Here is an 11,584-nt window from a genome sequence, read left to right as displayed (position 1 = left end):
GGCACACATCAACGGGCGATCGTGCCCGCCGGACTGCAGGGAGCGGTGCTCCTCAACGTGGCCGCGGGGCGTACGACGGGGCGCAGCCGCGGTCCCGGGTCGAGGGCGCCTCGGGCCCGTCGAACGTCGGACGCAGGAACTCGAGCACGCGCGGCACGGAGGCCGAGGACGCGAAGACCTCCGCCTCGTCGGCGACCTCCCACGCGAAGCCGATGAGGCTCTCGTAAGCCCCCTCTCGGGGGTCCTCCACGGTTCCCTCAGCGAAGAGGACGACAAGGCGCGCCGTGCGATCGCCCTGCTTCAGACGCAGCACGCGGCCCATGCGCTGAATCATCTGGCGCTTGCTGCTGCTCGCGCTGACGATGACGCCGAGGTCCGCCTCCGGCACGTCGACGCCCTCGTCGAGCACGCGGGGCGCGGTGAGGACCGTGGTGTCGCGCTCCTTGAAGGCAGGCAACAAGAGCTCTCGCTCGTCGCCGTTCATGGTGCCGTAGACCGCCGATGACTCGTTTGCTGCTCCACGGATGAGCGGCGAGCGTCGCCCGCACCGCCTGCTCGATCGACATGGGCCCTCCCCTGCGCGTCGTCCGGCGGCGCAACGGTACGGCGGGGCGAGGGCGCACGTCCGCCGATAGCGCAGAGTGCTGCCTGACCTCGTGCGACAGGCTTCGCGCTGGAGCTTCAGAGCTCCCAGACCTGGTCCGGGTCGTCGAGGGCCTTGCGGATCTCTCCGAGGTCCCCGAGGTCGGCGAGCGGCGATGACTGCGCGATGTCCACGATGCCGCGCACTACCTGGTGCACCGTGGCAGCATCGCCGTCCTCCATGGCACGGTCCAACCGCTCGAAGCTCTCGTCGATCACGTGGCGCCGCTCGGCGAAGACCTGCGCGAAGTAGTCCTTGAGGGCGCTCTCCGCAGCCCTGATCCTCGCAACCTCCGTGGCCTCGTACGCGTCAAGCCGCTTGCGCTTGGTGCTCTCCTCCTCGTGGACGACGAAGACTTCCTTCGCCGCTTGGACGAGGTTGTGCAGTGCGTTGATGCCCGACGCACCCGTGGCGACCTCGCCGCCCTGCTTGACCACCTTGCCGACGTGGACCTTCTTGTCGTCAGTCACCTGGCTCCTCTGTCATTGGTCGGTACTTCACGGAGAACGTCGCCGTCCTGTCGTTGAGGTCCCCAGCGCCGTCGACCACGGGCGTCGCAGCGACGTCCCGCACGGCCATTGCGACGGTGAGCGCCGCCTGGAACCGGTCGACGTGCCGATCGGGCTCGAAAGGCTCGGACTCCAGCAGGTCGAGAGCTCGCGTGCCGCGATCGCGGAGTCTCTCGAGCAGGTCCGCCAGCTCTGCCACGCGTGCGTCGATGGCCTCGAGGCGGGCTCGCGTCGCCGAGAGCTCGGCAACGGTCACCTCGATCCTCGCTTCGTACTCCCGTGCCTTGGTGAGTGCCTTCGTGCCTTGGTTCGCGACGACGAGACCGCCGACGAGGACCGCAGGTCCTAGCGTCACGAAGTTGAGGGCGGTCGCACCGAGGGCCATCCCACCACCGCCGGACGCGAGGCTGCCACCGCCGAGGAAGGCGAGGGTGGCGCTCTCCGCCGCTGCGCCTGAGAGCCCGGAGATCGCAGCCCCGGTGCTCGCGACCCCGAAGGTGCCGACGGCTCCCGTGACACCCGCGGACACCGTGGTGCCGGCCAAGGCCGTGGTGACCGCACCGCGGACCCAGGCGACCGCGTCGGCGTCGATCCTCGACGTACCTGGCACAGCACTGACGGTGGCGTCGATGCCGTCGACCAGGAGCCGCTCGCTCTCCTTGACCTGCCGGGCATGGCGCCGCAGGAACTCACCCATCCTGAGGACGACGTCCTGGAGGCACCGATCCTGCTGCTCCCCCAGCTCTTGCAGCCCCGCGTTCGTGCGCGCGACGGCTGCCTCGGTCAGGTCTCGTTCCGCGGTGGGACGACGCGCGGCTCCCCTCAGCCGGTCGTTGGCCTTCTTGAGGTCGCGGGCTCCCTTGCCGCCGAGGGCGAGGCCACCGCCCCCTGAGGCAGCGCCAGCGGCGATCAGGCCAGCCGCGATGAGCGGGATCGGCATGTGCGTCTCCTTCCGCCGACGATGGTCACACGACCCACCGACAGCCGTCAGTCGAACAAGGTGTCCTCCCCTGGTGTCCCGTAGTCGGCCACCGCGGGCGACGTCCACCACTCCGGAGCGACAGTCCCCACCTGCCCGTGACCGACAACCTCGGAGCCTCGACGTGCCAGCACGACGAACGGGATTGCCAGCTCGGCCAGCGCAGCGCCGCCGTGGTAGCCCTCGCTGCGCTGCTTGTACCGCAGCCGCTCCCCCACGGCCGCCACGACGTCGCCGTCCGACTGCAGGACGCGGGGTCCGCTGAGCCGGACCTCCTCGGGCCCTACGTCGTCGGCGCCGGCACGCCAACGCGCTCCGGCGCCGGACCGCTGGAAGAGCACGTCGCTCGCTGGTCCCTGGTCGACGACGTGGCCGTGGTCGGACGTGAGGACGACCACCCGGCCCGCAGCGCGCGCCCGCTCGAGCAACGGTTCGAGGTGCCGCACCTTGTCGACCGTCCAGCGCGTCCGTGCCGGGTCCCCGCCCGACAGGCTGTCGTCGACGGCGTTGAGGACGGCGGCCGCCACGCGCGTCGAGGTGTCCTGCACGGCGTCGCGGACCTCGTCGGGGAGGTCGCGGCCGGCGCCCGCCAGGAGGTCACCGAGGTGGAACAGCGCTGTCCCGGCGCCGAGCACTTCTGCGATGCCGGCGCGCTCCTCGCGCTGGCCGCCCCGCGTCCGCCGGCCGGCGAGGAGGCTCGTGCGCGACACCTCCGTCACGGTGGGCAGCCCGGCCATCAGCACGTCGCGGCCCGCGGCCGGGTCGCGCTGGTGCTCGGTCCAGCCGATGGCAGCTGCGGACTCGACGATCTCGGAGGCGACCGCGGCGGACATGCCGTCCAGCACGAGGAGCAGGACCGGGGCGGACGCCGCGAGCGGCTGCACCAACCTCTGCAGTGCGTCCTCGACCGGGACGAGCCGTCCGGGAGGCTGGTCGGCCGCGACTGCCGACGCCACGTGCGCTGCAGCGGCCGCGTCGACGTCAGCGCGGCGCGCGCTCGCCGCGGCGTGGACGGCGGCCAGGCTGGCCTGCACCTGGGGGTCGCTGACGCCGTTCGCCACCACCTGCCGGGCGCGGTCGACCCACCCACCCGTGGCGACCTGCCAACGAAGGGCCTCCTCGGCGTGGGCCGGGAGCCCCTCGCGCACCTGCAGCCAGCGCACGAGGCGCACTGCCATCTCCAGCGCCTGTGCCACCGGGTCGGTGCCCGCCAGGACGTGTGCCCGCACTGCCAGGATCCGGGTCTCCGCCTGGTCGAGCGCGCGACGGTCCCCCGCGGCGGCCCCGGGGAGCACCTCGGCGACGGCAGCACAACGCGCCCGCAGGCCCGACGGCACCACCTTGCTGTGACCGGCCAGGGCCTCGGCGCCCAGCTCGGCCAGGAGCCGGTCGGCCTGCTCGAGGACCTCGTCGACCGCGCGGCGGTCGGTGCCGAGCCGGCGCAGCACCCAGCCGAGCGACAGCTCCGCCCACCGGCTGGCCTCGTCGGCCGGCAGCGTCGGGCGGCCCAGCACCTGCTCGACCTTGCCCTTGACCCGGTCGTTCGACCCCGTGGACCAGGCCGCGCCGGCGACGAGCCCCATGGCGACGGCGTCGGTGCCTCGGCCGGCGACCGCGAGGTCGACCACCGGCCCGGTGCCCGAGCCGGTGTGCCGCAGCACCCAGGGGACGAGGAGCTCGCGGAGCCGCGGCTCCATCTCGTGCAACGCCAGGGTCCCGAGAGCGTCCCTGGACCAGTCGAGGAGACCGGCGGCGTCGAGGTCCCTCGGCGTGCGCAGCAGCTCCGAGGCGAGGCTGCGGTACGCGTGCTCGCGGGTCAGCAGGCCGGACACGGGCGAGGGCCACCCCCCGGGCGGCATCCGGTCCAGGAGCGCCCTCGCCAGGACCTCGCCGTCGCGGACCAGGGCAGGGTCGAGGGCCTCCGGCCGGGTGACGCCGAAGGCGCCGCGCACGGCGTCCCAGGTGTCCACCGCCCCGACCCGCTGGCGCACGGCCCGCGAGAGGAGGTCGGCACCGAGCTCGGACTCCGGCACGTCGGTCACGACGACGAGCCGGTCGTCCGGGTGGGAGGCGAGCAGGTCGCGGACGGCGAGCGGCGACACGGCCGGCGCCACCCTGACGTCCACGTCGTCGACGCGCACGACGTCGCCACCTGCCCACTGAGGCTGGCCGCGCAGCAGCAGCAGCCGCTCGGGACGCTGCTGCTGGACCCAGGCCCTGTGCACGGCGGCGCGCACGTCCCGCTGGTCGACCACGGGGGCTCCGGTCACGGCTGGACCGTCCAGGTGACGACGACGGTGGCGTCCGGCTGCGCGGCAGCGGCGGCCCTCAGCTCGTCGAGCACCTGCGCGATGTCGCGCGCCACGACGGTGCGCCGCTCACCAGCGGGCGGCGGGGGCGGCGTTGGCGGCGTTGGCGGCGTCACTGCGAGGAGGCGGACGGCCTCGCGCTCGACGGTCGTGAGCTCTGGAGGAAGGCTGGTGGCCATCTCGTCGTGCCGTGCGGCGTCCTCGAGGCGTCGCGCGAGGGACTCGGCCTGGTCGCGACGGTGGTCCTCGACGGCGCGCAGCACCCGCAGCACCTCCCAGTTGGCCGAGCGCAGGGCGCGTGCCACGCCTGCCGCCTGCTCCAGCGAGCGACGCGCAGCCTCGGCCGTCGACGGCCACTCCACCGAGGCCAGCAGCCGCAGCACGTCCGCGTCGGCGGGCGTGCTCCGCACCGCCTCCACGAGCGAGCGAGCGGCCGCAGCGGTGGCGCACCGCGGGGCGCCGTCGGCGAGGCCGAGGTCGTCGCGGTGCTGGGAGAGCAGCCGGTCGAGCTCGGCGGCGCCGTCGGCGTGCCGGTCGGCTGCCTGGCGGACACCGGCCACCAGGCGGGCGACGTTCGCCGCGCTGAGCAGCTCGGTCACCCGCACGTCGAGCGCGGCGCGGGCGGTCTCCCGGGCCGCCGTCCAGGTCGCCACGTCGGGCAGCGCCGGCTTGCGGAGCTCGTACGCCGAGGTGACCTGATCGACGGCCGGCGCCGGCACCGGCGCGCCCTCGCGGTACCACGCGAGGTCCTGCATCAGGGCGAAGACGCTGATCACCAACCCGCTCGTGGACCGGTCGAGCCCCCGCGGCTCGGGCTCGTCGAGAAAGCCGAGCAGCCGGCCGACCGGCAGCCGGTCGCCGAGCGACTCCCGCGCGGCGGCCTGCGCCAGCCGGCGGCCCCAGGGGAAGGTGCCCTCGTCGAGCTGCAGGTGGTTCTCGTGGAACCGGCCGACCTCGAGGGTGTTGCAGATCCGCCGCAGCACCGGCCGGTCGCGCTGCTCGACCTGCAGCCGGCCGCCCGGCTGCTCGACGGCGGCGGTGCAGGCTTCGAGCACCTTGCGGACGTCGGCGGGCCGCACCTCCTGGTCGCCCGGGACGAGCTTCGGGTGGCCCGGCCAGGTGTGGCTGAGCGCCTGGTCGACGAGGTGGCCGAAGGCGTCGCCGAGCGTGGCACCCACCGGGTGCACCGGTCGGAAGCCCTCGGCCAAGGTGGCGAAGGGGCTCTCGAGCGCGCTAGCGGCGTCGATGTCGGCCTCGTTGCGGGCGGCGACCCCGTAGGCCTGCTTCAGGCAGCCGGTGAGCTTCTCCCGCAGCAACGTGCGGCGCTGCTGCAGGAACTGGCGGGCCTGCTCCCGGTCGATCGGGCTGAGGTGCTGGGCGTACTGGAAGAAGCGGTCACCTGACCCGGTGAGCAGGTGGTCGAGCACCACGAGCGTCCCGAGGTCCTCGAGCCGTTGGCTGGTCAGGAAGGCCGGGATCCAGAAGAGCGTGCTGGACCGCACTCCCGTGCCCTGCAGCTCCTCGACGCGCGACAAGTCGCTGCGGGGGTTCTGCCCCTCCGCGTCGAACGGGTAGTCGACGACCACCTTCCACCGCTCGCCGTCGGCCACCACGGCGGAGTCGGGCAGCTCGCCGCGGTCGCGCACGTTGCCGAAGACCAGGTCGACGCTGACCCGGCGCCCTCGCCACACGGTGCTCCAGGACTGACCACCGCCCAGCGTGCTCTCCTCGCGGACGCCGAGCTGGTCCCACACCATCTGGCGGAGGGCGCGACGCCGGTTGCCCTCGTTGTCGACGCCGCGGGCGCGCTCGATGACGCCCTCGTAGTCGACCTCGGACAGCTCGACGGAGATGACCGGGTCGTCGCCCTCGCCCACGGACACCTCGCTGACCTGCGCGGCGAGGTCCTTCATCTTCTGCAGGACGACGGCGACCTCCATGCCGGGGATCCACGCCTGGATGGTCCCGTGGTTGAGCGCGGCCAGGCGGCTGGCCGTGAGGCCGGTGAGCGCGGGGACGTCGGGGGCGAGCGCCGCGAGCAGGAGGGTCTTGACGAGACGGTCGTCGGCCACGAAGGCATGGGTGCGCGGCAGCGCCTCGGCCTGCTCCGGGGTCAGCTGGTGCTGGTCGAGGAGCGCCCGGCGCAGCTTCGAGTGGTAGAGCCGTCGGGCCGTGTCGAAGGACTTCTTGAGCTCCTCGGTGACCGCCTGCGCGTCGGTGTCGACGAGGACGTCGAAGAGGTCGCCCACCGGGACCAGGTCGTTGACCTGCAGCTCCTCACGCCCGTCGACGAGCAGCTGCAGCATCACCTTCAACGCCGTCCGCTCCCGCTGCAGCGCCTGCGAGATCGCCACGAGCGTGGCGACGAGGGCGGGGCTGAACGGGTAGGTGCGGCGGAAGGCGTCGTGGTCGGAGCCGGTGCCACCGCCCTCGACCTGGCTGCCGGTCAGGAGCACGTCCCAGACCTCGGGGCGGCGGTCGACGGCGGCGAACGCCTCGTCGAGGACGCGCCGCGCCTGCTCGTCCTTCGGCTTGAGGAGCCGCTTCTCGGCGATGACGGGCAGGTTGCGGTCCTCGAGCCGAATGTCGTCGAAGCGGCCGCGGGACCAGCCGAAGACGTCGCCGAACGCGGTGCGCTCGGCGCCCGGCACGTGGCTGCCGAGGAACTCGGTGATGTCGCGCTGACGCGCGATGAGGCTGACCAGGGGGACAGCGCGGCTGGCGTCCTGCGACTCCACGAGCTTGGCCAGCTTGGCGCCCTCGCTGGTCACGAACTCGCGGTTGCCGAGGTGGGAGGCGAGCCACAGGATGAGCTCGTCGAGGAAGAGCACCACCGCGTCGTAGCCGAGCGACGCGGCGTGCCGGGCGACCACCGCGAGGCCGGTGTCCAGGTCGAGGAAGCTGGCGCTCGCCTCGAACGAGGTGAACAGCGTGCGCACGAGGTCGCTGACGAGGCGGTCGCGACGGGGGTCGCCCTGCGGCGCCTGCCGTGCGGCGTCGTACGACGCGGCGTCCCAGCCGCCAGCCGAGGTGCCGGCCGCCATCCCGCCAAAGCCTCCGCTGCCGGACGTCGATCCCTCTGCGAGGGCGGCGAAGAACGCCTCGTCGCCCATCCGGGAGCGCTGCTGGTCGGCGTTCTCCATGAGGGCGTCGCTGCGGTGCACCGGTGGGAGCGGCGCGTCGGGGTGCTCCTGCCGGACCTGCCGGACGTAGCCACCGAGGACCGCCTGCTCCAGCGACGTGGCGCCGATCATGTGGAAGGTGAGCGGCAGCACCCGTTTCCCCTGCGTGGCGGGGTCGTGCCTGGCCACGACCGGTGCCAGCTCGGGGACGGCCCGTGCCTCGGGGTCGCGCTGGAGCAGCTGGTAGAGCACCGCCATGAAGTGGCTCTTGCCGGAGCCGAAGGAACCGTGCAGGAACGCTGCCCGTGAGCGCCGGTCCTGCAGCGCCCCGGCGACCAGCCCCAGCGCCTTGTCGAAGCACTCGGCGAGCTGCGGCGTGACGACGTAGTCGTCGAGCGTCCGGCGCTTGTCCTGGACCCCCTCGGCCAGGCCCACGACGAAGTCGCTCGCGCTGACCCGCTCGGGGATGGTGATGACGTCGCGCAGGTACGTGGTCACGGGTCTCCTCAGGCGTCGGTCGTGCGCGGGCGTCGGCCACGAGCCGGTGCCGCGGGTCGCCAGGCTGCCAGGTCGGCGCGGGTGAGGTGCAGCCGGGCGAGCTGCTGCTCGAGGGTGGCCGTCACGGCCTGGGCCGGCGACATGCCCATGCGGGGGTCGACCTCCCCGTGCCACTGGTGCACCCACGGCTCGAGCTCGGCCACGCCCGCGAGCAGCGGGGTGAGCCGGTCGGCCTCCCAGGCGTCCTGGCGCTGCCGGTCGAGCACCAGAGTGGCCAACGCCATCGCTTGCTCGGCGTGGTCCCAGCCGGCCCAGCCGAGGACGAGGCTGGTGTCCGCGCCGCGCTCGGCGCCGGGGTAGGAGATGAACCGCTCCTTCGGCACGTCGAGCTTGCCGCGGTGCCGCCAGTACGACGTCTTGAGGAAGTCGGCGGTGGTGTACTTCGGGGGCACCGGCACGTCGACCGTCTCGCCGGCGTCCTCGCGGCGCTGGAGCGCCCACGTGTGCTCCCACTCCTCGCGCTTGCGCAGGCCGGACGGCTTGAACCTCAGCGCCGCGAGGTACGGCACGTGCTCGTCCGCCACCAGCCGGGCGAGCTCCTTCGCCGGGTCGGCGACGGGCCGGTCGGCCCAGAGCTCCAGCACCTCGAGCAGCTGCTGGTCGGAGGCCACCCGGCCGGCGAGCTGGGCCACCGACTGCACCAGCGGCCGCCCGGTGGCGTCCCGCCACAGCGACTCGTCCTCCAGCCGGTCGAGCAGCCAGCCGCGCAGCGCGCGCTCCTGCTTGACCTCCCACGGGTCGTCGGCCCAGCGCCTCTTGCAGTCCGGGCGCTCGAGCAACCTCAGGTGCGGGTGCGTCTCGATGAGTTCCATCCGACGTTCGACGAGTTCGCGGTAAGACTCGGGCCAGCGGTCCGGGATATCTGTGATCGGCGTGGAGCGGTGCCGCTCGAACCACGCCGTCTCAGCCTCACCTCCGGCTACCATGCGCGCGAGTCTGATCTCGAAAGCCCGTTCTCCTAGTCGTAGATCGGGTAGCTCGCTCGGGGCAACGAGGTCCTCATCGAGAATTCCGTAGCGCCTGTAGACATCCCAGTCGAGTTCCTCCTGCGCCGATATGGCGAGTTGGCGCGCACTCTCGTACTCGACACGCGCCGCCGCCAGCTGGTCGCGGCCAACGACACCCGCCGCGACCCGACCCTCAGGGCTCGATGTTTCCATCCGACGAACGTAACCCTCTATGTCCCGCGCTCGACTTGAAGCCATCTCGGCTGGGAGCGGCAAATTCTGCACGTTCGAGGAGTTGAAGTTATATCGCTCCATCCAGTCCTCGGGCTGGATCCCCCGGCCAATACCGGACCCGCCTTTTGCGCCGCAGACCTGCCGCAGCCAAAAGCACGCGGTCGATGAGTTCAAGACCTCCAGCAGCGCCATGTGCTCATCCTCCGTCGCACCCTTCGACAACTTGATGACCGGCGCCGATTGTTTGAAGACCTTCCCGCCGCGGTCGAGCACGAAGTGGTTGTGCGTCGCGACCTCGGCGAAGCTGATGGCGAGCGGCGTTCGCAACTTCGACCTCGCAAGCATTCCGTACTCGAACCATTCCATTCCCCGTTCCTCGCGGGTCTTCCCGAACATGAGATAGCCCGCGACTAGTCGGCGGAAGGGCCACATCCACCGGGAGTTCGAGGCGTCTGGACGGACCGAGAGGTCGTCACCGTATGGCCACCATCGCGGAGACGACGTGAGGCTGTAATCTCGGATTGCTTCTCCGACCACGAGTTGAACAGTTCGCTCACTGCAGTGGCGTGCCGTCTCAAAAGCCTCCTCTTCGCCGAGCACGGCGACGATCCCGACCTCGTTCGTCCTTGCGCTGAGAACAGTTGGGCACTGCTCTATTAGGGCCTTGAGGCCTTCCGCGCCCCCACCAGATAGAGACCAGGGATGCGTAGCGAGCCGGGCACGGGGAAGGTCCGCGACAGAGATGTATTCATTCTCGAAGCCACCCCGGCCTAGGTGGTCTACGATCGATCGCCATACCAGACCGCGCGCTGGGTGGACCGGGGCGGACGGCTCACCGCGGATGCCAAGGACGGCGCGGAGTTTCCCTGAGCGCGGGTGCCGACGACGACCTACCAGGATCAAAGTTGGCGTGCCGTGACCAGGGATGTACGCGCCAGAAGTGTCGATGACGTGCGTTAGGTCCTGACTAGGCAGGAATTGCTCGATGAGCTTCTTCCCGAACTCGCGCTTCATGAACGAGTTCGACGTGATCTGGCCGACGTAGCCGGGCCGGTCCCCGTCAGTCACCGCAAGCTTGAAGAGCAACTCGGCGAAGGGCACCGACAACGCGTACTTACCCGAGCACGTCTGGTAGCCGGCGCGGTAGGCCTCGTTGAGCGCCTTGTCCTTGACGGTGATGTACGGCGGGTTGCCGACCACCACGTGGTACCGCCCCCGCTGCAGGATCCCCGGGTGCTGGTCCAGGTCCTCGACGCCGTACAGGTGGCCGCCAAGACCGGAGTCGAACAGCTCGCCGCCCTCGGTCTTGCCGTGAAGCAGGGAGTCGCCGGTGCCGAGGTGCAGCCGGTGCCCAGGCGCCTCGGCCAGCCTCGTGACCCCTTCCGCCTTGAGTGCCGCGACCGTCAGCCGGAAGCGGGCGATCGCGGTGGCGAACGGGTTGACGTCGACGCCGTGGATCGACCCGAGCGCCTTGGCTACTCGGTCGCGCACCGGCAGGCCCGGCGACTGCCTGGTCCACGCCTCCAGCAGCCGGTCGAAGGCGCCGAGCAGGAAGTGGCCCGACCCGCAGGTCGGGTCGATCAGCCGCAGTCCCTCCAGCCCGAAGGTCTCGATCGCCGGATCGAGCGTCAGGTCGAGGATCAGCTCCTCGACGAAGTCCGGGGTCTGCAGGAGCGCGTACTGCTTGCGTGCCGCCTCCGACAGGTCCTGGTAGAGGTCGCCGAGGAACCGGGTCGACAGGTCCGGGTCGGTGAAGTCGTGGACCAGCGCGCCGTCCTCGCGGCGTCGGCGCCAGAACGCCAGGAGCGCCTCGGCACCATCAGCGGACACGGCCAGCCGGTACAGCGGGTTGTGCCGCTGGTCGAACAGCGCGGCCACCGCCGGCAGGCCGGCGAGGTGGTCGAACGCAGCGAGCAACCAGTCCCGGTCGTTCAGCTCCGGCCGGCGGACCAGGAGGTCGGTCTGCCGCTCCCCTGCTTCCCGCAGCCGGTCACCGGGGCCGGCGAACCACGCTTCGTCGACCAGTCGGTTGTCCTCGCAGAACCGCACGAAGACGGTGCCGAGGACCCACGCCACGGCGGCCTGCGTCACTTGCGAGTCTCGCCACTCGCCGAACGACGACGCCGTCCGTCCCACCCGCCTCGCCTCGGCGTGCTCGGCGCGCAGCCGGTCGTCGACCTGGGTGGTTGCGGCCGCACGCTCGCGGACGTCGTCCTCCAAGGACCGGACCTGCTTCTGCAGGTCGGTGAGAAGGGCGCGCTGGTCGACGGTCACGGGTGGTGC

At 71.8% G+C, this 11,584-nt stretch carries 6 protein-coding genes; all 6 read right to left on the bottom strand.

What is annotated here, in order from left to right:
* Positions 1-52 precede the first annotated feature (52 nt).
* The 6 genes from BJ989_RS06385 to pglX all read right to left on the bottom strand — a co-directional run bounded on the left by BJ989_RS06385 (position 53) and on the right by pglX (position 11,575).
* Positions 53-526, bottom strand: coding sequence for a helicase-related protein (locus BJ989_RS06385; protein WP_343049491.1), 474 nt, complete (start codon positions 524-526; stop codon positions 53-55).
* A gap of 155 nt (positions 527-681) precedes the next feature.
* A complete protein-coding gene (locus BJ989_RS06380) occupies positions 682-1,113 on the bottom strand; it encodes a hypothetical protein (RefSeq protein ID WP_218848746.1) in 432 nt (143 codons plus the stop codon).
* A complete protein-coding gene (locus tag BJ989_RS06375) occupies positions 1,106-2,092 on the bottom strand; it encodes a hypothetical protein (RefSeq protein WP_179517481.1) in 987 nt (328 codons plus the stop codon). Before BJ989_RS06375 ends, BJ989_RS06380 begins: the two co-directional genes overlap by 8 nt.
* 47 nt (positions 2,093-2,139) lie before the next feature.
* Positions 2,140-4,401 (bottom strand): BREX-2 system phosphatase PglZ, encoded by a 2,262-nt coding sequence (pglZ, locus tag BJ989_RS06370; protein WP_179517480.1) that lies wholly within the window; start codon positions 4,399-4,401, stop codon positions 2,140-2,142.
* Positions 4,398-8,060, bottom strand: a complete 3,663-nt coding sequence (locus BJ989_RS06365; protein ID WP_179517479.1) for a BREX-2 system ATPase PglY family protein — start codon at positions 8,058-8,060, stop codon at positions 4,398-4,400. The genes pglZ and BJ989_RS06365 overlap by 4 nt, the downstream gene beginning before the upstream one ends.
* 8 nt (positions 8,061-8,068) lie before the next feature.
* Positions 8,069-11,575 (bottom strand): BREX-2 system adenine-specific DNA-methyltransferase PglX, encoded by a 3,507-nt coding sequence (pglX, locus tag BJ989_RS06360; RefSeq protein WP_179517478.1) that lies wholly within the window; start codon positions 11,573-11,575, stop codon positions 8,069-8,071.
* Positions 11,576-11,584: the final 9 nt, after the last annotated feature.

The organism is Nocardioides perillae (genome assembly GCF_013409425.1).
Taxonomy (GTDB): Bacteria; Actinomycetota; Actinomycetes; order Propionibacteriales; family Nocardioidaceae; genus Nocardioides; species Nocardioides perillae.
Note: the sequence above shows the minus strand (reverse complement) of the source record. Positions and strands in the feature narration are given on the sequence as shown.